This window comes from Paenibacillus sp. FSL H3-0329, assembly GCF_037963285.1.
In the GTDB taxonomy this organism is placed as follows: domain Bacteria; phylum Bacillota; class Bacilli; order Paenibacillales; family Paenibacillaceae; genus Paenibacillus_AQ; species Paenibacillus_AQ odorifer.
On sequence record NZ_CP150150.1, the window covers coordinates 2,925,596 to 2,948,594 of the forward strand.

At 43.5% G+C, this 22,999-nt stretch carries 25 protein-coding genes; 18 read left to right on the forward strand and 7 right to left on the reverse strand.

The window, feature by feature from the left end:
* The first annotated feature begins 73 nt into the window (after nt 1-73).
* The 3 genes from NSQ66_RS12730 to NSQ66_RS12740 are packed head-to-tail and all read left to right on the forward strand — an operon-like array spanning nt 74 to nt 2,398.
* Nucleotides 74-910, forward strand: coding sequence for an amino acid ABC transporter substrate-binding protein (locus NSQ66_RS12730; RefSeq protein ID WP_076141501.1), 837 nt, complete (start codon nt 74-76; stop codon nt 908-910).
* 53 nt (nt 911-963) lie between these two features.
* On the forward strand, nt 964-1,632 hold the full coding sequence (locus tag NSQ66_RS12735; RefSeq protein ID WP_036686309.1) for an amino acid ABC transporter permease: 669 nt from the start codon (nt 964-966) through the stop codon (nt 1,630-1,632).
* Nucleotides 1,633-1,645: 13 nt separating this feature from the next.
* Nucleotides 1,646-2,398, forward strand: coding sequence for an amino acid ABC transporter ATP-binding protein (locus NSQ66_RS12740; protein ID WP_036686311.1), 753 nt, complete (start codon nt 1,646-1,648; stop codon nt 2,396-2,398).
* A gap of 95 nt (nt 2,399-2,493) precedes the next feature.
* On the opposite strand, the gene NSQ66_RS12745 is transcribed toward NSQ66_RS12740, so the two are convergent.
* Nucleotides 2,494-3,150, reverse strand: a complete 657-nt coding sequence (locus NSQ66_RS12745; RefSeq protein WP_038570438.1) for an S-layer homology domain-containing protein — start codon at nt 3,148-3,150, stop codon at nt 2,494-2,496.
* A gap of 318 nt (nt 3,151-3,468) precedes the next feature.
* Here NSQ66_RS12745 and NSQ66_RS12750 point away from each other — a divergent pair, with 318 nt between their 5' ends.
* Nucleotides 3,469-3,948, forward strand: a complete 480-nt coding sequence (locus NSQ66_RS12750) for a transcriptional repressor (protein WP_036686314.1) — start codon at nt 3,469-3,471, stop codon at nt 3,946-3,948.
* Nucleotides 3,949-4,017: 69 nt separating this feature from the next.
* On the opposite strand, the gene NSQ66_RS12755 is transcribed toward NSQ66_RS12750, so the two are convergent.
* Nucleotides 4,018-4,698, reverse strand: a complete 681-nt coding sequence (locus NSQ66_RS12755) for a TIGR00266 family protein (protein ID WP_036686316.1) — start codon at nt 4,696-4,698, stop codon at nt 4,018-4,020.
* A 162-nt stretch (nt 4,699-4,860) separates the two neighbouring features.
* Between NSQ66_RS12755 and NSQ66_RS12760 the strand changes: the two genes are divergently transcribed.
* Nucleotides 4,861-5,067 (forward strand): hypothetical protein, encoded by a 207-nt coding sequence (locus NSQ66_RS12760; protein WP_036686317.1) that lies wholly within the window; start codon nt 4,861-4,863, stop codon nt 5,065-5,067.
* A gap of 61 nt (nt 5,068-5,128) precedes the next feature.
* Complete coding sequence (locus NSQ66_RS12765; protein WP_038570441.1) at nt 5,129-5,860, forward strand: class I SAM-dependent methyltransferase; 732 nt, start codon at nt 5,129-5,131, stop codon at nt 5,858-5,860.
* Between the two features lie 22 nt (nt 5,861-5,882).
* Here NSQ66_RS12765 and NSQ66_RS12770 read toward each other — a convergent pair whose 3' ends face one another.
* On the reverse strand, nt 5,883-6,701 hold the full coding sequence (locus NSQ66_RS12770) for an AraC family transcriptional regulator (protein WP_036686319.1): 819 nt from the start codon (nt 6,699-6,701) through the stop codon (nt 5,883-5,885).
* 277 nt (nt 6,702-6,978) lie between these two features.
* Between NSQ66_RS12770 and NSQ66_RS12775 the strand changes: the two genes are divergently transcribed.
* From NSQ66_RS12775 to NSQ66_RS12800, 6 genes are all read left to right on the forward strand, one after another.
* Nucleotides 6,979-7,746 carry a sugar phosphate isomerase/epimerase gene (locus NSQ66_RS12775; protein WP_036686321.1) on the forward strand — a complete coding sequence of 256 codons (768 nt, stop codon included), beginning with the start codon at nt 6,979-6,981 and terminating at the stop codon, nt 7,744-7,746.
* On the forward strand, nt 7,739-8,836 hold the full coding sequence (locus tag NSQ66_RS12780; RefSeq protein WP_036686323.1) for a Gfo/Idh/MocA family oxidoreductase: 1,098 nt from the start codon (nt 7,739-7,741) through the stop codon (nt 8,834-8,836). The genes NSQ66_RS12775 and NSQ66_RS12780 overlap by 8 nt, the downstream gene beginning before the upstream one ends.
* A 22-nt stretch (nt 8,837-8,858) precedes the next feature.
* Nucleotides 8,859-9,929 carry a Gfo/Idh/MocA family oxidoreductase gene (locus tag NSQ66_RS12785; protein WP_038570443.1) on the forward strand — a complete coding sequence of 357 codons (1,071 nt, stop codon included), beginning with the start codon at nt 8,859-8,861 and terminating at the stop codon, nt 9,927-9,929.
* 34 nt (nt 9,930-9,963) lie between these two features.
* A complete protein-coding gene (locus NSQ66_RS12790) occupies nt 9,964-10,932 on the forward strand; it encodes a sugar phosphate isomerase/epimerase (protein WP_076101695.1) in 969 nt (322 codons plus the stop codon).
* Nucleotides 10,920-11,909: an aminoglycoside phosphotransferase family protein gene (locus NSQ66_RS12795; protein ID WP_249267716.1), complete on the forward strand. Its 990-nt coding sequence runs from the start codon at nt 10,920-10,922 to the stop codon at nt 11,907-11,909. Before NSQ66_RS12790 ends, NSQ66_RS12795 begins: the two co-directional genes overlap by 13 nt.
* 72 nt (nt 11,910-11,981) lie before the next feature.
* The gene (locus NSQ66_RS12800; RefSeq protein ID WP_076101696.1) at nt 11,982-12,239 is read left to right on the forward strand and encodes a DUF2164 domain-containing protein; all 258 of its coding nucleotides are present in this window, start codon (nt 11,982-11,984) and stop codon (nt 12,237-12,239) included.
* 19 nt (nt 12,240-12,258) lie between these two features.
* On the opposite strand, the gene fabV is transcribed toward NSQ66_RS12800, so the two are convergent.
* Nucleotides 12,259-13,449: an enoyl-ACP reductase FabV gene (fabV, locus tag NSQ66_RS12805; protein WP_036686328.1), complete on the reverse strand. Its 1,191-nt coding sequence runs from the start codon at nt 13,447-13,449 to the stop codon at nt 12,259-12,261.
* 180 nt (nt 13,450-13,629) lie between these two features.
* On the opposite strand from fabV, the gene NSQ66_RS12810 reads away from it, so the two are divergent.
* The 4 genes from NSQ66_RS12810 (at nt 13,630) to NSQ66_RS12825 (ending at nt 18,062) form a co-directional block, all read left to right on the forward strand.
* Nucleotides 13,630-14,592, forward strand: coding sequence for an aminoglycoside phosphotransferase family protein (locus tag NSQ66_RS12810; protein WP_052096993.1), 963 nt, complete (start codon nt 13,630-13,632; stop codon nt 14,590-14,592).
* 67 nt (nt 14,593-14,659) lie between these two features.
* Complete coding sequence (locus NSQ66_RS12815) at nt 14,660-15,199, forward strand: HXXEE domain-containing protein (protein ID WP_076141500.1); 540 nt, start codon at nt 14,660-14,662, stop codon at nt 15,197-15,199.
* Nucleotides 15,200-15,338: 139 nt separating this feature from the next.
* Complete coding sequence (locus NSQ66_RS12820) at nt 15,339-16,406, forward strand: ABC transporter ATP-binding protein (RefSeq protein ID WP_036686331.1); 1,068 nt, start codon at nt 15,339-15,341, stop codon at nt 16,404-16,406.
* A 189-nt stretch (nt 16,407-16,595) separates the two neighbouring features.
* The gene (locus NSQ66_RS12825; protein ID WP_076141499.1) at nt 16,596-18,062 is read left to right on the forward strand and encodes a family 43 glycosylhydrolase; all 1,467 of its coding nucleotides are present in this window, start codon (nt 16,596-16,598) and stop codon (nt 18,060-18,062) included.
* A gap of 84 nt (nt 18,063-18,146) precedes the next feature.
* On the opposite strand, the gene fabF is transcribed toward NSQ66_RS12825, so the two are convergent.
* Nucleotides 18,147-19,385, reverse strand: coding sequence for a beta-ketoacyl-ACP synthase II (gene fabF, locus NSQ66_RS12830; RefSeq protein ID WP_076141498.1), 1,239 nt, complete (start codon nt 19,383-19,385; stop codon nt 18,147-18,149).
* A gap of 127 nt (nt 19,386-19,512) precedes the next feature.
* Here fabF and NSQ66_RS12835 point away from each other — a divergent pair, with 127 nt between their 5' ends.
* Nucleotides 19,513-20,373, forward strand: coding sequence for a helix-turn-helix transcriptional regulator (locus tag NSQ66_RS12835; RefSeq protein WP_076141497.1), 861 nt, complete (start codon nt 19,513-19,515; stop codon nt 20,371-20,373).
* 60 nt (nt 20,374-20,433) lie between these two features.
* On the opposite strand, the gene NSQ66_RS12840 is transcribed toward NSQ66_RS12835, so the two are convergent.
* Together NSQ66_RS12840 and NSQ66_RS12845 are read right to left on the reverse strand one after the other, a co-directional pair.
* Nucleotides 20,434-20,721, reverse strand: coding sequence for a hypothetical protein (locus NSQ66_RS12840; protein WP_036686338.1), 288 nt, complete (start codon nt 20,719-20,721; stop codon nt 20,434-20,436).
* Nucleotides 20,722-20,883: 162 nt separating this feature from the next.
* Entirely contained in the window at nt 20,884-22,029 is a 1,146-nt protein-coding gene (locus tag NSQ66_RS12845; protein WP_076141496.1) for an MFS transporter, read from the reverse strand.
* Between the two features lie 191 nt (nt 22,030-22,220).
* Here NSQ66_RS12845 and NSQ66_RS12850 point away from each other — a divergent pair, with 191 nt between their 5' ends.
* Nucleotides 22,221-22,985: an exodeoxyribonuclease III gene (locus NSQ66_RS12850; protein WP_036686601.1), complete on the forward strand. Its 765-nt coding sequence runs from the start codon at nt 22,221-22,223 to the stop codon at nt 22,983-22,985.
* Nucleotides 22,986-22,999: the final 14 nt, after the last annotated feature.

Consider the following 22,999-nt stretch of genomic DNA (forward strand, 5'->3'; position numbering starts at 1 on the left):
TTGACGATCATGTGATGGCAGTGTACTATTCAATTTACCGGAAAAAATCCGGGTAGAGAGAGGGGATTTAATAATGAAAAAATGGAGTTTAACTATTATATTGGCGTTAACCGTGGTCCTTATAGCGGCTTGCGGCAATAATTCGAATACCAATACGGCTGCTGAACCTACAGCTGGAACGAATGGTGGAGCAGCATCTTCAGCGCAAAACAGTTTGGAGGCTGTGAAAGCCAGCGGCAAATTGCGGATAGGTACAGAAGGGACTTATGCGCCTTTTACTTATCATGACACTGCGGGGAAATTGACTGGTTTTGACGTGGAAATTGCTGAAGAAGTAGCAAAACGTTTAGGTGTTAAAGCTGAATTTTTTGAAACTCAGTGGGATGGTATTTTCGCTGGAATGGATGCGAAACGGTTTGATGTAATCTTTAATGAAGTTTCCATTAACGAAGATCGCAAAGTGAAATATGATTTCTCTGAACCCTATATCGTATCCAAAGCAGTATTGATCGTGAGCGAAGACAATGAGGATATTAAGACCTTTGCCGATCTTAAGGGTAAAAAAGCCGGACAATCCCTGACAAGTAACTTATCCGACATCGCTCGTGAGAACGATGCTGAAATCGTAGCTACGGACGGTTTCAATCAAGCGATGGATCTGCTGACTTCGGGACGTATTGATGCAACTGTGAATGATGGCTTGTCTTATCTGGATCTAAAAAAACAAAAACCAGATGCAAAAATTAAAGTGGTTGATGAGATTCCTGAAGGATCACAAAGTGCCGCAGTATTCCTGAAAGGCAATGATGAGCTGGTGAAAGCGGTCAGTGATGCGATTACAGAGATGAAGAGTGATGGAACGTACTTGAAAATTTCCGAGAAATACTTTGGAGCTGACGTTTCAAAATAATACAAGGCTAGCAAGGCTAATTAAGCCTGGAAGCTAAAAAGGATGTCTGAATAATGGATGACCGCAAAATACAAATTTTCTTAGACACACTGCTACCCCTGCTAAAAGCCGGGGTGGCTTTTACCATTCCGTTGGCGCTACTTTCCTTTGTGCTTGGATTGATTTTGGCGATCCTAACCGCGCTGGCACGTCTTTCACCGTGGGTAATTCCGAAGCTAATCGCCCGTTTTTATGTGTGGGTTATTCGAGGAACCCCATTGTTAGTGCAGCTATTTATTATATTTTATGGTTTGCCGGCTGTTGGTATTGTACTCGACCCCTTCATTGCCGCCACCATTGGATTTACTCTTAGCGTAGGGGCTTATTCATCGGAAATCGTACGCGCTGCTATCCTGTCGATACATAAAGGCCAATGGGAAGCTGCCTTCTCAGTCGGGATGACTCGTGGGCAGGCTCTGCGCCGCGTAATTCTGCCACAAGCTGCGCGCGTTTCTGTACCGCCGTTATCCAATTCCTTTATTAGCTTGGTTAAAGATACTTCGCTTGCAGCGATCATCACCTATACGGAGATGTTTAGAACCGCACAGCAGGTAGCCTCTACCACTTATGAGCCTCTGCTGGTATACTCCGAAGCAGGATTGTTTTATTTAGTGTTCTGTTCTGTGCTGTCGGCGCTGCAAAATTACTTGGAGAAACGACTCGATCGTTACTCTGCGACCTAAAGGAGAGATACTTGTGATTGAAATCATTAATTTGCATAAATCCTTCGGCGCACTCCAAGTGTTAAAGGGTATTGATCTGAAAATGGAGCATGGAAAGGTACTTGTCATTATTGGGCCATCTGGCTCCGGGAAGACTACACTGCTGCGCTGTTTTAATCTGTTGGAAATCCCGGATCAAGGCAGCCTGTCGCTCAGTGATATCACCATCAATTTTACAGATCATAAGAAAATTCCTCAGAATTCCGTATTGGCCCTTCGTCAGAAAACAGGGATGGTCTTTCAATCGTATAATTTATTTCCGCATATGACTGCGCTTGGCAATGTGATGGAGGGACAGGTAACTGTCCTGAAACGATCCAAGGAAGAAGCGCGCAAGCGGGGGCTTCAGCTGCTGGCTAAGGTGGGTTTGGCAGATAAAGCTGATAACTATCCACATCAGCTGTCAGGTGGACAGCAGCAGAGAGTGGCCATCGCCCGGGCTATGGCAGTAGATCCAGAAGTGTTATTGTTTGATGAGCCCACTTCGGCGCTCGATCCTGAGCTGGTAGGGGAAGTGCTTAAGGTTATCAAACAATTAGCGGCAGAAGGTATGACTATGGTGATTGTGACCCACGAGATGAAATTTGCCGCCGATGTAGCGGACCGGATCATTTTGATGGATGGTGGTCATATCTTAGAGCAAGGGACTCCGCAAGAAGTGCTGGAGCATCCGAAGAATCCCCGGGCTCTGCAATTTCTGAACAGACTGAATGGTGAAGAAGAGTAGAAAGACAATATACACGAAAAAGCGGCTCGGGAATCATCCGGAGCTGCTTTTTCATGTGTAGATTATTCAAATGAGAAGAGTATCTGAAATTTGGCTTATACTCCAGTTTTCAGAAATTCCAAAGCGTTGTAGAGCATAATCGCTGCTTCGGCGCGGGTGAGTTCGCTTTTTGGATTAAACTTTCCGTTAGCATCCAGGCTATTGATCTTGTATTTCAGGGAGCGCTGAATACTGCCTTGATACGCAGGAGTCAGAGAAGCTTCATCAGCGATATCTACTGGAACGATATTGATCATCGGCAGATTGCCAACGCCTTCGATCGCTTGCACTAGATAGTTAGTGAATTGCTCTTTGGTCATAATGAGGTTAGGATCAATGTCTTTAGGAAGCTTAACTTCATTGTAATAAGCATTGATAAAGGCTTCAGCGTACCAGGCTTTGTCTTTTACTTTTGTGAACAAGCCGCTGGCAACAGGAGCTTTGTTAAAATCAATGGCCGCGAGGCTAAGCTGGAGACCGCCGGAGATAAACTGAATCCCTTGGGCTGTAGTTACCTTAGAGCCAGGGAGAAATTGAGATTCGCTGACACCTTTAATTAACCCTTGATTTTTTAAAGAAATGATTTTTTCTTTGCCGTTTATGTTATCAATATCCTTAAAGGTGTTCCCAGCTGCAAACATCTGACCACCCAAAGAAAAGGAGAAAATGGCTACGGTTGTGATCGCTGCTAGTGTGCTTTTTTTCATGTTCATGTCTTTTCACCTCGTTGTATGGATAGGCTCCTTAGCCTTTGTCACTCCTTTAACGTTGTAAATTATGGAAAGGTTGCGGTCTAATCTGTATTATTTCACGAAAAAGTAGATTTTAATAGAAATATGGGCCAGATTGGGGTGTAGTACTTTGGATAAGTGGCATGAAATGATATAATGATGTCAGGCTCTTTTCATTCGTGGTTAATTTTGTTATGATTATATCGTAACGATTACTATTTATGGTTTGTCCAAACTGCATAAATAGGAGCGTCTCAGAGGGTACGGATGTTAAATCGTTCCGGGAAGGTAGGAGACCAAATGGATCAAATATCAAATATCAGTCAATTGTTTGCGGCGCAAAAATATAAATTAACGCCTCAGCGTGAAGCTATAGTGAACGTTCTGCTCGACAATGAGAAGGATCATCTAAGCGTAGAAGAAGTATATATGCTTGTTAAGAACAGCTATCCACATCTGGGCCTGGCAACGGTATACCGTACACTTGAGCTTTTATGTGAGCTACACATTGTAGAGAAGATGAACTTCGGAGACGGAGTTGCCCGTTACGATTTGCGCGGGAACGATCATTCGCATATGCATCATCATTTGATATGCAGCGTATGCGGTCGGTTGGAGGAAATTAAGGACGACTGGCTTGTGGAGCTGGAGAGAAGAGTGGAACGTGAATATGGCTTTAACGTCACGGATCATCGCCTTGATTTCAAGGGTACTTATGGAACATGTAAACGTACAGGCTGCAAAAAAGCAAAAGCAGAAGCAGATAAAGCAGTCTCGTAAGATCGCTTTCTAACCTAAAGACACAGGGTCCAAGCCTGTGTCTTTTTTGATTACTGCGTTTTAGGAAGTCTAGCTTCGAGTAGGTACAAAGGATTTGATCCACGTTCCGAAGCTGCCAGGGTTACGGCTCTGAACGAGAATTACACCTTCTCCACGAAAGCGGCACACAAGTGCTTCACCACTGGTTATGCTGTTTAGCCAGCCAGAGGCTGCCTTTTCTACCTTATAGTCCATATAATCTGGCCATGCTACGAGGTGTCCGTTATCGATAATCATTTCTTCACCAGGTCCTAAATTAATCGCATGGATAGCACCGAAGGAAGACAGGAACACCGTTCCTCTGCCACTGATTTCTACAATGAAGAAGCCTTCACCGGAGAAGAGCCCTCTGGTTAAATTCTGCATTTTGGTATTTACTTGAATGCCTTCAGTTCCGGCGAGAAATCCGTCTTTTTGAACTAACAGTTTATACGATCCGTCTAATTCTATCGCCTGAATATCGCCGAGTGAGCCAGGTGACAGCAATACCTCACTTTGACCACGGGTCGCTCTAAGTTCTTGAAAGAAGAATTTCTCACCGCTCAGCATTCTCCCGAGACCGCGCATTAAACCACCATCCACGGTTCCTTTTAATTCTACGTTAGGTGACATCGCGACCATTGCGCCCATTTCAGCCTTTACGCTTTCACCGGGATTTAGTTGGACCTTTAACATAGCAAAAGCACCTTCATACAAAACCTGGTAATTCATCCTTTAAACCTCCGCATCTATTTAGATAAGATAGAATACTAGCTTTGCTCTAAGTGTAACGGAATTCTTGCTTCGCTCATAGTCTGGAATATGTTAAAATGAAGTTGTCTTATAGATGTAAGATCAATAATCATTCACCCATGAATAGGAGAGTGGTGTCACATGGCACGAACCAAGACACAAAAAGCCTTGCGTAAGGCAGAGCGCTCCGGAGCCTGGTGCGCAGCACAGAGTCGTAGATCGAATAGTGATTATGGAGCCATTTCACAGCATGTACGGTTAACACCAAGCAAGCAGGAACAATTGAATAAGAATAGATATAAGGGGCAGATCTTCCAAGATGATGCTCCTTTTTTATTGGCTATTTGATAAGAGGACGTCGCTCAGCGTATAGTAATTGAAGAAATAATATATAGGAGATGTATCCCAGATGAAACAAAATAAATATGACGATTCGAATTTCTTCTCAGCTTACCAACAAATGCCTCGATCTATCGGAGGGCTTGCAGCAGCAGGAGAATGGCATGTATTAAAGGCACTTCTTCCAGACTTACATAATAAAAGTGTGCTTGATCTAGGCTGCGGCTTCGGCTGGCATTGCCTATATGCCCGTGAGCAGCAGGCGAGTTCAGTTATAGGTGTGGATATCTCTGAAAAAATGCTGCAACAGGCGCGTGAAAAAACGAACGATCCTGCTATAACTTATATCCAGCTGCCGATTGAGGACATTGATTTTACGAGCGAGCAATTTGATGTGGTCCTCAGTTCATTGGCTTTCCACTATATTGAATCTTTTACAGCCATCTGCCGCAAAGTCCATGCGTTTCTTAAGCCTGGTGGGAGTTTTATTTTTTCAGTGGAGCATCCTATCTTTACTTCACGGGAAGAGCAAGACTGGTATACCGATGAACAAGGTAACCACCTGCATTGGCCCGTAGATCATTATCAATCAGAAGGACTTCGTGAAACTAAATTCTTAACAGAAAATGTGATTAAATACCATCGCACGATTTCCACCTACTTTAATGACCTGATTGAAGCTGGCTTTACTATTAAAGCGGTTAAAGAACCAAAGCCTTTAGAAGAAATGAGTAATGATCCATGGATGAAGGATGAGGAGCGTAGACCGATGTTCCTGATCATTTCGGCTGTAAAAGAATAATTTCATTCTCATGTTTCTTCATTTACACCTGTTCTCTGCTGTGCACACGATATTCTCTTGGTGACATACCAAAACGGCTTCGGAAGACGCGGTGAAAATAGGTATAGTTCGCAAAACCACAAGTTTCTGCTACTTGCTCCAGCGGCATGGGACTGAAGGTTATCCGTTCTCTGGCCATTTCCAGTCGGACATCGTTTACATATTTAATAATACTGGTCCCAAAGGCTTCTTTAAATAAATGAACGGCTCGCGAGACGGATATACCCACAAAACCTGCTACATCCTCCAATAGAAAGGGTACGGTTGCGTGCTCCTCAACATATTGCTTCATTCGGTATGCCAAATAACCTTTTGGAGTAATTGCTGGCTGGTCTGTAATTAGCCGGTCGATTTCCATACATAGAATTTGCAGATAGCAGGCAGATATTTCTGGAGAGAAGTCGGAAAGTCGACGGTGCTCCAGAATTAACTGGCGAAACAAGCCAAGAAAATTCTCACTAAGCGGCACACTTAGGCGAGTGGGTCTTTGTGAACGTTGCCACCATTCATCAATCCATGTTCCCCCACAAAAAATATGATAATCTCCGCTTTCAATTCGTGGCTTGCCTACAGGGTACTCTTCTTTATCTATGATCAAATAGTAAGGATCATTTGGAGCGAATAACATAATATCCCCGCTTTCCACAGGTGACATCACACCATCGATCAATGCACGGCTTCTTCCTTCCGTTTGCAGACGTATAAGAAAGTTCTGGTTCCCTTGACTTTGAGACATATGAAAAGGCTTGCGATGAAAAGAAAATCCGGCTGATAATACGTGACAGGTAGCAGAATGAGTCATAGGTCCTCCTAGGTGTATTGAAATGATAAGCAGATTGTTCATGTTTTAATCATATTCTTCATTTTAATATATACGCTTTCATATTACTATGTAGCTAAGCAATAAAGAAAGAAATCGACCATCAACGCTAGAAACAGTCGGTATTAGCTGTGCTTACAAGAATGACAGTTTAAGGAAACTGATGAGAATCAGATTAGTCAATTCTGTTACAGCATTATTGTTCAAGTGATTATCACTACAGAAAGCTAACTTTAAATCCAATTGGAGTGATTCGAAAATGCTGAAGATAGGCCTGCAATTGTATACGCTCAGAGAAGAACTGGAACAGGATTTTGAAGGGACACTGCGTAAAGTGGCAGCCCTTGGTTATAAAGGCGTGGAGTTTTTCCATTACTTCGGCCGTAGCGCAGCAGAAGTCAAACAACTGCTTGATGAACTAGGATTAGTTGCGCTGGGCGCACACCGTCCCTATGACGCGTTGTTAAATGATACAGAGGCAGAGATTGCGTACAACCTAGAGATTGGAAATCATAATCTGATTGTGCCGTATCTGTCAGAAGAACAACGTAACTATGAAGAAGTTGCTGCGAATCTGAAGATCATTGGAGAAAAGTGCAAGGCGCGTGGAGCGGTTCTTTTGTACCATAATCATGACTTTGAGCTAACTGATCGATATGGTGACCGTACAGCGTTTGACGGTTTGTTTGAAGAAGTGCCAGCTGATTTGCTGCAAGTTGAAATGGATACATGCTGGGTACATCACGCAGGTTATGATGCCGTAGAATATATCAACAAATACGCTGGCCGGTTGCCGATCATCCATCTGAAAGATTTGAAGAAACATGAGGATGGTTCACCAGAAACGGTTGTTCTAGGCGAAGGAGAAGTAAACCTTACAGCAATTCTTGATGCGGCTGTACAGGCAAAGGTAGAGTGGGCGGTAGTGGAGCAGGATTATTGCAGCCGTTCACCATTAGAAAGTGTAGAAGATAGTTTGAAATGGGTAAAAGCATACGCTAATCAAGGGGGAAATGTTCATGTCTAAAAAGTTGAGAATTGCTATTGTCGGTTGCGGTGGAATTGCTAATGGAAAACATATGCCAAGTTTGTCACGTCAAGCAGATGCTGAAATGGTAGCCTTCTGTGATATCGTCGAAGAACGTGCACAGGAAGCAGCAAAAACCTATGGTGCTGAAGGCGCGGCTGTATATACAGATTATCAAGAGCTTTTGAAAGCCGGAGGATTCGATATCGTGCATGTATGTACACCGAATGACAGTCACTCCGTGATCACAATCGCAGCATTGGAAGCTGGCAATCATGTAATGTGTGAGAAGCCTATGGCGAAGACTACAGCTCAAGCACAGGAAATGTTAGAGGCTGCTAAACGTACAGGCATGAAATTGTCTGTAGCTTATCAAAACCGTTATCGTGCGGATAGTGAATACCTTAAAGACGTTTGCGAAAACGGTGAGCTTGGTGAAATCTATTATGCAAAAGCGATCGCAGTACGTCGTCGTGCGGTTCCTACATGGGGCGTATTCCTGGATGAAGAAAAGCAAGGTGGGGGTCCACTGATCGATATCGGTACGCATGCGCTTGATCTAACATTATGGATGATGGACAATTATAAACCGCGTAGTGTTATGGGCTCGACTTTTCATAAGCTAGGTAACCGTAAAAACGGCGGAAATGCCTTTGGTCCATGGGACCCTGAACAATTTAAAGTAGAAGATTCAGCATTTGGATTTATTACCATGGAAAATGGTGCTACAATTGTACTGGAATCAAGCTGGGCTCTTAATGTATCGGAATTTGGAGAAGCGAAGACGCTCCTCGCAGGTACAGAGGGTGGCGCAGATATGAAGGACGGGTTACGCTTAAATGGTGACCGTGGTGGCCGTCTATACGAGACTAAAATTGACTTGTCCGCAGGGGGAGTAGCTTTCTTTAACGGAGGACAAGAGAGTGAATCCGATCGTGAAGCTCGCTTGTGGCTTGAGGCAGTTAGGGAAGATAAAGAACCAGTAGTTAAACCTGAACAAGCCCTTGTCGTTACCCAAATTTTGGAGGCTATTTACGAATCTTCCCGTACAGGTCGTGCTGTGTATTTTGACGGAACATCAGATAACTAAACGAGAAGCAGGTGTGAAGTTCATGAGTTCAAACAGACATTCTGTAGTCATTGTTGGTTTTGGAGGAATGGGAAGTTATCACGCAGGATTGATAAAAGAGACCTCTACCTTAATCGTAGTTGGAACGTACGATGTGCTTGAAGCACGTCGTACCAATTCCAACGACGCTGGCTACAAGGCGTACCAAAGTTATGAAGAAGTATTGGCAGATTCTTCGGTCGAAATTATTCTAATTGCCACACCGAACGATGTGCACAAAGAAATTGCGATTCGTGCATTACAAGCTGGCAAACATGTCATTTGTGAGAAGCCAGTTACTCTATCGAAGGTTGAATTTCAAGAAATACTGGCAGCCGCTGATGAAGCTGGACGTGTGTTTATGGTGCATCAGAACAGACGTTGGGATGAAGATTTTTTAACCATCAAAAAAATGTACGATGAGGAGACGATTGGATCCCTATTCCAGATCGAATCCCGCGTGCATGGAGCGAACGGAATTCCTGGAGACTGGCGTCATGTTAAGGCACAAGGCGGAGGGATGCTGCTGGATTGGGGCGTTCACTTATTGGACCAGCTATTATTCATGATTGATAGCAAAATCACCAGTGTGAGCAGTAGTCTAAGCTTTATTTTAGGAAACGATGTCGATGACGGCTTTGAAGCTATTCTGCAATTTGAGAATGGAATTAAAGCGATCGTAGAGGTTGGGACGACTAACTTTATTACATTGCCAAGATGGTATGTGAAGGGTATCGAAGGCACTGGAATTATTGAAGACTGGTCATTAACCGGAAGATTGGTTACAAGAAATAACGCAGGTGAAAAAATCGAACCGAAGCCGATTCGTGCAGGTGTAGGACTAACTAAAACTATGGCACCTCCATCGGAGGGGGCAACGATCACTGAGGAATTACCTCAGCCGTCGGAGTTAAGCTCTAGCTTTTATGATAATTTCGCTGCTGTCATTGAGGGTACTGCAGAACCTATCGTTAAGAACGCTGAGGTTATGCGGGTACAGAATTTGATTGAAGTTATTTTTGAAGCTGCTGAGAGTAATCAAGTGGTGAAGAATTTTGATATCTACGGTAAATAATAAGTAAACTATTTCCAAGAGGAGGTGGCCTACAATGAAACTTGGAGTATTTATGGTCTTGTTTGGAGGTCGTAAGCTGGAGGATGCTCTTGATTATGTAGTATCCAAAGGGCTAAAGGCGGTAGAAATCGGTACGGGAGGCAATCCTGGCAACAGCCACTGCGACCCTAAAATGCTGCTGGAGAATGAAACAGCCTTACAAGAATTCAAACATGCTGTGGAATCTCGCGGACTTACAATCAGTGCTTTGAGCTGCCACGGTAACCCATTGCACCCGCAAAAAGAACTTGCTCAAAAGGATCATGAGGATTTCGTAAACTCGGTCAAATTGGCGCAGAAGCTAGGGGTTCCGGTTGTGAATACCTTCTCTGGATGTCCTGGAGATCATGAGGGTGCTAAATATCCGAACTGGCCTGTAGCTCCATGGCCAAATGATTATCAAGAAATTCTGGACTGGCAATGGGAGAACAAGGTTATTCCTTATTGGAAAGAATGGGGTGCCTTTGCCGCTCAGCACGATGTAAAGGTAGGTCTTGAGCTGCATGGCGGATTCTCTGTACACACACCAGGTACTTTGCTGCGGCTGAGAGAAGCAGCAGGTGAAGTGATCGGTGCGAACCTTGATCCGAGTCACATGTGGTGGCAAGGAATTGATCCTGTGCAAGCGATTCATATTTTGGGACGCCAAGGTGCAATCCATCACTTCCATGCGAAGGATACCGTTATTGATCCTGTGAATGTCAACATGCACGGATTAACTGATATGCAGTCGTATACCAAGATGCTTGACCGTGCTTGGCAGTTCCGTTCTGTCGGTTTTGGACATGATCTTAAGACTTGGGCTGACATTATTAGTGCACTTCGTTTGGTTGGGTATGACTATGTGGTTAGTATCGAGCATGAAGATGGGCTGATGTCTATTGAAGAAGGTTTCTCCAAAGCTGTAAGTAACCTTCAACAAGTATTGATTGAGGAGCCACTGACAGAAATGTGGTGGGTTTAAACGAAATGGAGAGCTTCACGAAAGTTAAATTAAATGATGAACAGCTGGATATTTTGGTGAAAGCGGTTTTCGGTTCAGAAACTGCAGTTAACCTTAGTTCAGAACTTACCGGAGGCTTTTTTAATACAGCCTATGATTTGGAACTTAGCACTGGGAAATCTGTCATTCTAAAGGTTGCCCCTGCTGTAGAGACAGATACGTTAAGTTACGAGAAGAACATTATGCGAACTGAAGTGGAAGCTCTCCGAATGGTTGCAGATAAGGGTGTCGTGCCCGTGCCTGCCGTCTACCATTATGATGAAAGTCTGCTGCTCATTCCTATTCCGTATTTCTTTATGGAGAAGGTGGAGGGCCAGCCCTACAGTGATGTGAAGGAGAGTCTTTCACTTCCGGAGAGAGAGGCTATCGAAACTGAGCTGGGGCGTTACAATTGCATAATCAATGAGATACGCGGAGAACGTTTTGGCATTTTTGGAACGGATTCAGAGGAGCCAAGAGCCTCGTGGAGAGAGACCTTTTCATGCCTGATGGAAAGTGTACTTGCTGATGCCAAGAGGCTGAATGCACAGCTCCCTGCGTCCTATGAAGAGATTATGCAGGAGGTTTCCAAGTATCTCCCTGCATTAGATGCTGTAACCGAGCCACGACTGGTGCATTGGGATTTATGGAATGGGAATGTATTTGTGAAGGATGGAGTCATCGTATCGCTGATTGACTGGGAGAGAGCCCTGTGGGGCGATGTGCTGATGGAGTATTATTTTAGGCATTTTGAGAATTCTGCCAGTTTCTATAAGGGGTACGGAACAACCTACGACAGTCCAAACGAGATTCAGCGGAAGAAGCTTTATGATCTTTATCTTGATCTTATTCTTGCTATTGAATGTTATTCACGCAAATATGCAGACGAAGGTTATGTCCGTTGGACGCACGATAACTTGACTGAGGGTTGGAACCGTTTCAAAGGCAGCAGTGAATGAAGGTTATAGGTGTAAAAAATGACGTGCGAAAGCACGTCATTTTCCTGTATCTAATTAGATTGGAGGATTACCATGCAGCCGTTAAAAATACCGAGAGAACATAAGCTTCAGATTACAGCCAGTATTCAAGAATATTTTGATACAGAGCTGTCTAACGAAATTGGTCAATTAGCCAGCGAGAACCTTCTCGATTTTATGCTCAAAGAACTTTCGCCTTATATTTACAATCAAGCGTTGGCAGATGCACGAAAAATGATTGAGCAAAAGATGATATCTCTGGAAGAGGAAATGTATGCTCTCGAACAACCCTTATCCTCAGGCAGAAGATAATCCAAAAACACGATAAATTTTAACGCAGATTTATAACAGTTACGTCTGGATCAGTATCAGCTTCGTAATCTACACCTTCAGTCTCGAAGCCAAATAGCTGGAAGAATTCCTGTTTATAGCTATGCAGATCCGTTAGGTCGTAGATATTGTCTGAAGTAAGCTGGTCCCAGATTTCGATAACTTCTTGCTGGACTGCCGGAGACAATTCCCAATCATCTATACGGATACGACCTTCTTCATCCACAGGAGTTCCTTTCGCTGCATAGAGATGTTCAGCAAACAACCGATAGGTCTGCTCAATACAACCTTCATGAAGACTGTGCTCTTTCATGACTTTGTAAAGGGCGGAAATATAGAGGGGCACTACAGGAATCGCCGAGCTGGACTGTGTGACAAGACCTTTTGTGACCGCTACATAAGCTCTACCGTGAGTAACAGATAACGCTTCGTTAAGTGTTCTCGCCGTAGCTTCAAGATGGTCTTTAGCAAGTCCAATGGTTCCCTGGCGATATACCGCTTGAGTAAGCTCTGATCCGATATACGAATAAGCAATAGTGGTTGCGTGATCTGCTAATACTCCGGCTTGCTGGAGTGCTTCTATCCATAGCTGCCAATCATCACCGCCCATCACCCGTACGGTATCATGAACTTCCTTATCGGTCGCGGGTTCAATGGAGATTTGACTTACCTCACCGGTGTGAAAATTTACAGTTTTGTTGGTAAAGGTGTCGCCAATAGGTTTGAGAACAGAGTTATATACTTCACCTGTCTCCGGATCTGTACGGCGCCCAGAAGCAACACTGTAGATGACCAAATCGACTTGTCCTAATTCGCTGCGGATCAGCTGGATAGTTTTTTCTTTGGTCTCTTTGGAGTATGCATCTCCGGTAACGCTGTAGGATTGCAGGCCAGCAGACTCCGCAAGTTGTTCGAAGGCTGCAGAATTGTACCACCCAGCAGAGGCTGTACGGGTTCCATTGCTGCTGCTCGGCCGATATACGCCTACTGTGCTGGCTCCAGCCCCAAAGGCGGCTGTAATCCGTGAGGCGAGGCCGTAGCCTGTGGATGCGCCAATGACTAGCACCTTCTGTGGTCCTTTGATCTCGGGTTGTGCCTTAATATACTCAATTTGCCGCTCGACTTGACGAGCGCAGCCTTGCGGATGTGCGGTTGTACATATAAAGCCACGTGTTCTAGGTTTTATGATCATAATAATAGTTTCCTCTCTTTCATGAAAAGCAGCTAATGATACGTGTTATTTCTAATTTTAACAATTTTCATTCCAATGGAGAAGGATTGTTTATATTTCTTGTATCTAATACAATAAATCCTGGGCTTTTAAAAGGTTGGATTTTTGCATTTTTACTTAACTCTGTATGGTGGTGAAGTCTTGGAAAGTCAGACTAAAACAAAATTGACGGTTGAGCAGCAGGACATCCTGGTGGGTGCTGCTTTTGGAAGCCATGTGAAAATCATTCAAAGTACGGAATTGACGGGAGGTTATTTCAACGCAGCTTATGACCTTCTATTGTCAGATGGCAGGGCTACGATTCTTAAGATATCGCCATCTGATGAGACAGACACGCTAAGTTACGAGCACGATATCATGGCTACAGAGGTTGCGGCAATGCAGCTAATGAAGTCTAAAGGAACGGTACCTGTGCCTGAGGTATACGCTTATGATAACAGCAGAAATTTAATATCGAGTGACTTTTTTTTCATGGAGAAAATAATCGGCCAGCCCTATAATGAAATTAAGGAAGAGCTTAGTCCGCAGCAAAGAAGTTGTATTGAGGAAGAATTAGGTCGTTATAGCCGGATTATTAATGAAATTCAAGGGGATCATTTCGGATTATTTAATGTATCCTCGAAGATAAAGGGGACTTCTTGGCGGGAAACCTTTCAAAATTTAATTGGCAACCTCCTTGATGATGCTCGGCGATTAGATGCAAAGATGCCCATTCCTTTAGAAACGATTGAGGCGGAGATCAACAGCCGTATACATGTGATGGATGTGGTGACTGAGCCACGTTTAGTTCACTGGGATCTATGGGATGGGAATGTGTTTGTACGAGAGGGAAGCATTGTTGCTTTAATCGATTGGGAACGGGCGTTATGGGGCGATCACCTTATGGAATATTATTTTCGCTATATTGAGAATTCTGAGTATTTCTGTAGAGGTTATGGGGACAGCTTTGATAGCCCTAATGAATGTGCACGCAAAAAGCTCTACGACTTATATATCGATTTAATTTATTTCATTGAGTGTTATTCGCGTAAATACGATAGCCAAGGCCATTTCCAGTGGGCACATGATAATCTGCTGGAAGGTTGGGACCGTTTCATGGGTTAGGACATTTTCAGCAAGATCACAACATAAGAAGGTAAGGAGGCTGAGTAGGAGAAGGGAGAGGATTCACATGCTTGAGTGGCTAAGTGTACATATAGATATCGTAAGTTTGCTGTGGCTGTTGCCGATCCTATTTATGTTTCATGATTTTGAAGAAATATTAACGATTGAAGCATGGGGTGCAAAGTATAGAACCAAGTTAGAGGCTGCAATTCCTTCGTTTATGCGCAAGACATATCATTCGATGTTACAAATGACTACACGTAATTTTGCAATGGACGTATTATTCGTGTATATTTTGATAGTGACGGTAACTTGTATTGCAGTTTTCTTTTCTAATTATTTATTGTACCTGGCAGTGCTTGCGGTATTTTTCTTACATGTATTTACTCATCTAGGACAGACGATATATTTAAAGGTATATGCACCAGGGGTAGTTACAGCAGTACTAGTAGTTCTTCCCTATTCTCTTTATGCGTATTATCGACTATTGAATGACAACTTGGTATCCCTTGGAGATATCGGATGGTCTCTACTGTTAGTTCTTTTGCTGCTTCCGCCAATATTGTGGTTGTTAGTGAAGAATAGAGCTCGCATTAAACAGAACTAGTACATAAGGCTGCTGCTGACCATATCTTTTTCAGAAAAATCTTGACTAGAACCCTTAGAACTAGATAAAATAATACTTATTGCTTACAACTTGGTGAGAATCATTATCATAATTGACGAGGAAATGAGAGGGTGACAAGATGGAGCGCCTTTTAGAGGTAAAAGATCTAGCGATATCATTCAAAACACACGGTGGAGAAGTACAAGCGATCCGTGGTGTTAGCTTCCATGTAGATAAAGGTGAAACTCTAGCGATTGTTGGGGAATCCGGTTCCGGTAAAAGTGTAACTTCACAAGCGGTAATGAAGCTAGTTCCAACGCCGCCAGGAGAATATAAACGTGGACAAATTTTATTTGATGGACAAGATTTGATCGGTAAGACTGAAAAGCAAATGCAGAAGATTCGTGGTAAAGAGATCGGTATGATTTTTCAGGATCCGATGACTTCCTTGAACCCGATGATGAAGGTCGGCAGACAAATAACTGAAGTACTGCACAAACATGAGAAAATCTCCAAAGAAGCTGCAAATAAACGTGGGATTGAGCTGCTTACGCTAGTAGGTATTCCTTCACCAGAGCGCCGCTTCAATCAATATCCACATGAGTTCAGTGGCGGTATGCGTCAACGTGTCGTTATCGCAATGGCACTTGCAGCAAACCCAAAGCTTCTGATTGCGGATGAGCCAACTACAGCGCTCGACGTAACCATTCAGGCACAGATTCTTGACCTGATGAAGGAATTACAGAAGAAGATTGATACGGCGATTATTTTTATCACCCATGATCTTGGTGTTGTAGCAAGAATGGCGGATCGTGTAGCGGTAATGTATGCCGGACAAATTGTTGAAATGGGAACTGCAGAAGAGATCTTCTACGATCCAAGACATCCTTACACTTGGGGATTACTTGCATCCATGCCAAGTCTTGAGAGCAAAGGTTCTTTGCTTACCGCGATTCCTGGTACACCTCCAGATTTGATCAAACCGCCTAAGGGTGATGCCTTCGCACTTCGCAGCACCTATGCTATGCAAATCGATATGGAGAAAGAGCCTCCAATGTATAAGGTTTCGGATACCCATATGGTGAAATCTTGGCTAATGCATCCGATGGCTCCTAAGGTGGAACCACCAACAGTTGTTAAGAATAGACAACGTGTGCTTAAGAACGCTTATCCAGAGCCTGTTTTAGTGCAAGAAGGCGCTAAGTAAGCAACTTGTTTTAACTAAATAATAAGAGGAAACGTTAGGCCATTTAGTTGGCTTAGCGTTTTTTTTATTTTCTAAAATGTTCACTATTATTTAAATAAGTATGAATTAATACGAACTTAATTAAATAAAAGGGTTGACTATTTATCGTTTTCATCTCAAAATGAAAAGGCATACATAGGGGGTATAACGATGAAGAAGATAATTATTACTACTTTACTTAGTGTTTCATTATTAGCTGTAACCGCATGCAACAACGACACGGCTAACTCTGGCAACACAAACAGCGGACCTGAGCCTGTTCAGCCTGTCTTTAAAAATGTTTCTGTACATGATCCATCCATTATTTTGGCTGATAATAAGTACTATGTGTTTGGCTCTCATTTGGCTTCTGCTAAATCCGACGACCTGATGTCCTGGACTCAATTGTCCTCTGGAGTTGTTGATGGAAACGTACTCATCCCGAATGTCAAAGAGGAATTAAAAGAGGCCTTAACCTGGGGAAAGACGGACACCTTATGGGCTCCGGATGTCATTCAATTGGCGGATGGCAAATATTATATGTATTACAACGCTTGTAAAGGCGATTCCCCATTATCAGCACTCGGTATAGCCGTGTCAGACCATATTGAAGGACCTTATAAGAACAAAGGGATCTTTCTGAAGTCCGGTATGGTGGGCGCAGGGGATGACGGAGAAACTTATGATGCCACACAAAAGCCGAATGTTGTAGATCCGGATGTGTTCTTTGATAAAGAAGGCAGATTGTGGATGGTGTATGGTTCTTATTCTGGTGGTATTTTTATTATGGAACTGGATACAAGCACAGGATTCCCACTGCCAGACCAAGGTTATGGCAAAAAGCTTCTAGGCGCAAATCATGCGCGGATAGAAGCTCCCTATATGCTGTACAGTCCTGAGACGGATTACTACTATCTGTTCTTATCCTACGGAGGTCTGGCTGCAGATGGTGGATATAACATCCGTGTAGCTCGCTCGAAGACACCTGATGGACCTTTTGAAGATTCTGAGGGCCAGGATATGATCCATTCACAGGGCACAGCTGGCGTATTGTTTGATGATCCTGCTTATGCTCCTTACGGAGTTAAACTCATGGGGAATTTCGAATTCCTGAATAATGACGATGAGCTCCCAGTAAGTGGGGAAGGATATGTATCACCAGGACATAACTCCGCATTTTACGATGAAGAGACTGGCAAGTATTATTTGACCTTCCATACACGGTTCCCGAATCGTGGTGAAAAGCATGAGGTTAGAGTACATCAAATGTTCATGAACGCTGATGGCTGGCCGGTGGTCGCACCACACCGTTATGGCGGCGAGACCATTGATAAATATACGAAAGAGCAAATCGCAGGCGAATACAAATATGTAAATCATAATAAAGAGATTACGGCTGATATCGTGCAATCAGAGCTAATTCAATTGACGAAGAGTGGTAAAATCAAAGGCGCGGTTAAGGGCAAGTGGAAGCTTATCGACGATCATACTGCAGAGTTAACGATAGGTGGTTCTAATTATAAGGGTGTGTTCCTGAAAGAGTGGAATGAAGCTACAGCCAGTAATGTTATGACGTTCACCGCGGTTTCTAATGAAGGGATCTCTATCTGGGGAAGTCATGTATCACCTTCGGAATAAGATAGTTTAAAAGGATTAACAGCAGAAGGGGTTTCAACTAGTCATGTGTAATGGCTAAGTTGAAACCCCTTTTATAATGTAAGATTAGTCTACGAACTTTCGGATCACAATAACAGCATTATGGCCGCCGAAGCCAAATGAATTGGAGATGCCTATTTCGAGATTAGCTTTTCGTGCATTGTTAGGTACGTAATCCAAATCACAGATGGAATCAGGCGTGTCCTGATTGATGGTAGGAGGAATGATCCCTTCTTGGATACTCTTAACTAACGCAATGGCTTCTAAGCCGCCAGCGGCCCCCAAAGCATGTCCAGTCATGGACTTATTAGCGGTTACGGGGATGTGGTACGCATGCTCGCCAAATAATTTTTTAATCGCTAGTGTTTCAGAGTGGTCTCCTACTACTGTACTTGTCGCGTGTGCGCTGATTATATCTACATTGTGAGGCTGGAGATTAGCTTCATTTAGCGCTAACTTCATAGCTTGATAGGCACCAATTCCCTCTGGATGAGTGGCAACCATATGATAAGCATCAGAGCTAGCACCATACCCGATCACTTCGCCGTGAATCTTGGCGTTTCTACGCTGAGCATGGGAGAGTGACTCTAGAATGACTATGCCGCCGCCTTCACCGATTACAAAGCCATCCCGTTCTCCATCGAAAGGACGACTCGCTTTCGTAGGCTCCTCATTTCGTGTAGATAAAGAGGTGGCATTCCCAAAGCTGGCCAGCGAGATGCCAGTAATAGCAGCTTCAGAACCCCCGGCTATAACGATGTCCGCACCGCCATAACGAATTAAACGGAAAGCCTCGCCAATCGCAGTATTGCCAATAGAACAAGCTGTTACTGGAGACATGGTCGGGCCGAGAGCTCCAAATTTAATGCTGATCATTGCCGCAGCCATATTGGAGATCATCATGGGAATTAAGGTAGGGCTAACTCGATCAGGACCACGATCCTTCAGGACCGTACCTTGATCCATCAAGGTCTGAATTCCTCCAACGCCAGATCCTACATAAACGCCAAGTCTCTCCTTGTCAATCTTATCAAGCTGGAGACCAGAATGTTTCCAAGCCTCTTCAGTAGCTGCGAGGGCAAACTGACTGAATCTGTCCATTCGGCGTGCCTCTTTACGGCCAAATCTGCCCTCTGCATCGAAATCACGTACTTCGCCAGCAATCCTCGTCTTAAAACCTGTTGTATCAAATGAAGTAATCGGGGATATACCCGACTCACCAGAAATTAGCCGATCCCAAAATTGCCCGATTGTATTCCCAAGTGGTGAGATTAAGCCCATGCCTGTAATCACTACGCGTTCCATAATGAACCTCCTCAGCTAGTGTATACTAGTATTTTTTCATTTTACTTATCCTATTACAAGTTATCGTTTATCCTAGTATAATTTGTACTATACTAAAGGAACAGGAATCCCAAAGTGGAGGTAGCTTATGGCTAATCAAACAAGATTACAAGCATTATCCGATTTTTTGAAAGCACGTCGTGCGGCCATTTCACCAAGCTCTGTAGGCTTGCCGGAAGGCACACGCAGAAGGACGCCAGGACTCCGCAGGGAAGAGGTTGCACAGCTTGCAGGGGTAAGCAGCACCTGGTATACGTGGCTTGAACAAGGCAGAGATATAAAAGTCTCGTCATCTGTTTTGGACTGTATTGCCACTGCACTTAGGCTGACTAAAGACGAGCGGAAGTATCTTTTTGCACTGGCTTTAGAAACTGGAACCGGCACCACACCCTATCCGCAAGATGAATCTTCTGTAATTAGTCCTTCGCTGCAGAAAATTTTACAGGAACTCAAATATTGTCCTACGATAATTTCTGATAGACGTTGCGGGATCGTCGGTTGGAATGATGCTGCCGCGCATGTTTTTCTTGATTTCTCAAAGCTGCCCATCGAAGAGCGGAATATGATCCGATTGTTATTTGTTCGTAAGGAGTTCAGACGCTTAGCGGTGAATTGGGAACAGTTCGTCAGCGGTTATCTTTCTATCTTCAGAGCGTATTACGGACAGTATGTAGAGGATTATTGGTATGATGAATTTATAGAGGAATTGAAAGAATTGCATCCGGCTTTTAATGAGATGTGGGAGCAGAGTCGGGTTAGTTCGGCCCCGGATGTGTTACTAGAATTCAGACATGCCAAGGCGGGGAAAATGTTATTTCATCTTACCTCTTTGCAGGTTCATGGCAGTGCCGATTTACGGTGCAGCATCTATACTCCTGCGGGAGATTCGAATACTGAAACCAAGCTAAAGCAGCTTATGGAGCAGCATACAATAGAAGGATTAAGCTAGATTCACATAGAGAAGCATCCCTAGCTGAACTTCCAGCTAGAGATGCTTAATACTACACTATTAGAAATCTGATGTTGAAATTTCAATAGTTCCGAATGTGGTGCCAGCAGGAGTGCTTAAGAGTGCAGCTACCAAAAGGGCATGAACTGCAAGCGTAAGGCTATTGAACGCTGGAATCGTGTATGTGATAACTGGAGCATTCACACGAGTGATTACTAAATCTACTGGGAAGTTGGAGTTATTGTTCACAGTAACAGCAGCGTTAATACCACCTGCAAGGTTTTCATAATAAGATTTACCAATGACAGGGGCTAAATTGAAATATTGAATCGGTAATACGATGGCCATAGTAACGACCTCCTTTTCGTTTGATAGGATATTCTATGTTGAAAATCTATTAATGCTAGAGCGAATGCCATGGTGAATTAGCACTTTTTAATAGAAAAAACCGGGGATGTCCTATAGCCACTTAGAAAGCGGCTGGGAAATCCCCGGTTTATTTACGTACGCTTATTCCGTTTTTTTACGATAAATCAGATACAGTATCAATCCGAATAGCATGCCGACAAATGACATTGCGGAGATCGTTAAGTAAAGAGCTTTACCCCCAAAGGCATCATATAATGCCCCACCAGCATAAGAAGCCAGGATACCTGATACACCGAAGAACAACAGTGCAAGTACGGTCTGGCCTGTAGCACGCCATTCCTCGGGTACAATACTGTACAGGTATTGAATAGCAGCCGAGTAGAACACAGGGAAGGTAAGAATTTGCAGAATCTGCAAATAGGCTAATAAGTGTGGATCAGTGATCCAAGCTGAAATAAAGAAACGAAGGAAATAGAAGCCTCCGGAAATCGATATGATGATCAGTTCTTTTCCTTTACGCAACCACCAGAAGCTTAATGCAAAGACAATGATTTCACTTATTGCCGCGAGGAAAAACGATTGGCCTACCAATTGAGGACTGCCACCAAGCTCACGAATATAAACTCCAATAAATGTATCGTTCATTCGTGCGGGTACAGAGCTAATAAATATGAGCACCAGAAACATCAATGTCTTTTTGTTGCCAAAAAAGTGCTTGAGACTATCCAGCGTGACCGGTTTACCTGTGACGGGGGCATCTGGCATGTTCCAGCTTACTATAAAGCTTATAAGGCAAATGGCAACAAACAGAAGAGCTATACCATGAGAGCCGAAAAAGCCGAGCACATAGCCAGTAATCAAAGCCATTACACCATAACCTAGCGCACCATATGTACGGATAGAACCATAGCTAATTCCAGCCGCCTCAGAGACTCGGAAATTCAAGCTTTCTGTCAGCGGATCAATGGGCATCAAGAAGAAATACAGCAGCATAGCAAAAAGAATGAGAACAGCATAACTGCTGGAATCGAACAAAAAGTATCCGGTCACCGCTGAGCATAACAGCAGAGCTAACAGCACTTTGCGGATGGTTTTTGTTTTATCACTAATCATCCCCCATAAAGGTTGAGCAATGATGGTAACAAAACCACCAGTTCCAATAATGAAGCCGATTTGCGATGGGCTTAGACCTTGTTCACTTAGATAGACTGGCAGAAAGGGAATAAACATGGCCAGCAGAGCAAAATACAAAAAGTTAAACCCTCGTAAAAGATTTGGTGCATTCATAAGTTTTTTTACCTCACGTGTTAGAAAATTTGTATAGAGTCAATTTTGCTATTGTATCATGGATAGTAAATGATTAGGATATAAATCTATTCGCGGAATTGCTCAAGATGACCCTAATCCTCTATAAATTTCTGGTCGTTATATGATAAACTGGTTACTATCAAAGCAAAATGCAAGGAGAAACGTTAATGATAAAGTTGGTATCATGGAATGTGAATGGCCTTCGGGCCTGTGTGAAAAAAGGGTTTGATGAATATTTTAAGGAAGTAGAAGCAGATATTTTCTGTGTTCAGGAGACAAAGCTGCAAGAAGGGCAGATTGTTCTGGAACAGGGTGAAGAATACAATCAATATTGGAATTATGCAGTGAAAAAAGGGTATTCAGGCACAGCTATATTCACCAAAATCAAGCCGATCTCTGCGAGATACGGAATGGAAGAGGATGAAGAAGCGGAAGGCCGGATTATTACGCTGGAGTTCGAACATTTTTATCTAGTGAATGTGTATACACCAAATGCCAAACGAGATCTGGCTAGATTGGATTACAGAATGGAATGGGAGGACCGCTTCCGCAATTACCTTCTGGAACTGGACAAGCTAAAACCAGTCGTTGTATGCGGCGATATGAACGTAGCCCATCAGGATATTGATATCAAAAATGCTAAAGCTAACCGCGGAAACTCTGGCTTTACCGATGAAGAAAGAGGGAAAATGAGTACGCTGCTGGAGTCCGGCTTCATAGATACCTTTAGATATTTTCATCCAGAGCTTGAAGGCGTTTATTCATGGTGGTCTTATATGCCGAAGGTGAGAGAACGGAATGTAGGCTGGCGGATTGATTATTTCCTAGCTTCTTCTAGACTTGCACCTAATCTGCTGGATGCCCAAATTGATTGCCACATTATGGGGAGCGATCATTGCCCGGTCATCCTCAAGCTTGCTGATTTCACTGACTAGGATCGAATATTTAA